Origin of the sequence: Nocardia cyriacigeorgica, from assembly GCF_010858045.1 — a bacterium.
GTDB classification, from domain to species: Bacteria; Actinomycetota; Actinomycetes; order Mycobacteriales; family Mycobacteriaceae; genus Nocardia; species Nocardia cyriacigeorgica_E.
Window position 1 is genome coordinate 1 of the sequence record NZ_JAAGVC010000148.1, and the last position, 381, is coordinate 381.

At 63.0% G+C, this 381-nt stretch carries 1 protein-coding gene; it reads left to right on the plus strand.

The genetic code is table 11. The features are described from left to right. Positions 1–87 precede the first annotated feature (87 nt). Positions 88–381: DUF1353 domain-containing protein (locus tag GV790_RS29130; protein WP_163818024.1), on the plus strand; the 294-nt coding region annotated here is incomplete at its 3' end.

Below are 381 nucleotides of genomic sequence, written 5' to 3' on the forward strand. Positions count from 1 at the left end.
GGCCCAACTGTTGCCTCGCGTTCGGTCGAGTAGATACCCACCAACCCTAGAATCAGTTCATACGCTGGACTTTCAGGGGAGTGAGCTATGCCGTTCGCGGATGGTGCGATCCTCGTCGAGGAGCTCGACGAGAAGTTCTGGCGGGTGGCGCAACCGCTGGAATACCGCGGTGCCACTGAACGATTCGTGGTGCCGGAAGGCTTTCGCACCGATTTCGCATCGGTGCCGCGACCGGTGGTGTGGCTGATCCCGCGCTACGGCGCCTATACCAAAGCCGCGATCCTGCACGATTATCTGCTCAGTTCCGGCGCGGTGAGTGTGGCCGACGCCGACGGCATCTTCCGGCGGACCCTGCGGGAACTCGGCGTATCGGTGCCGCGT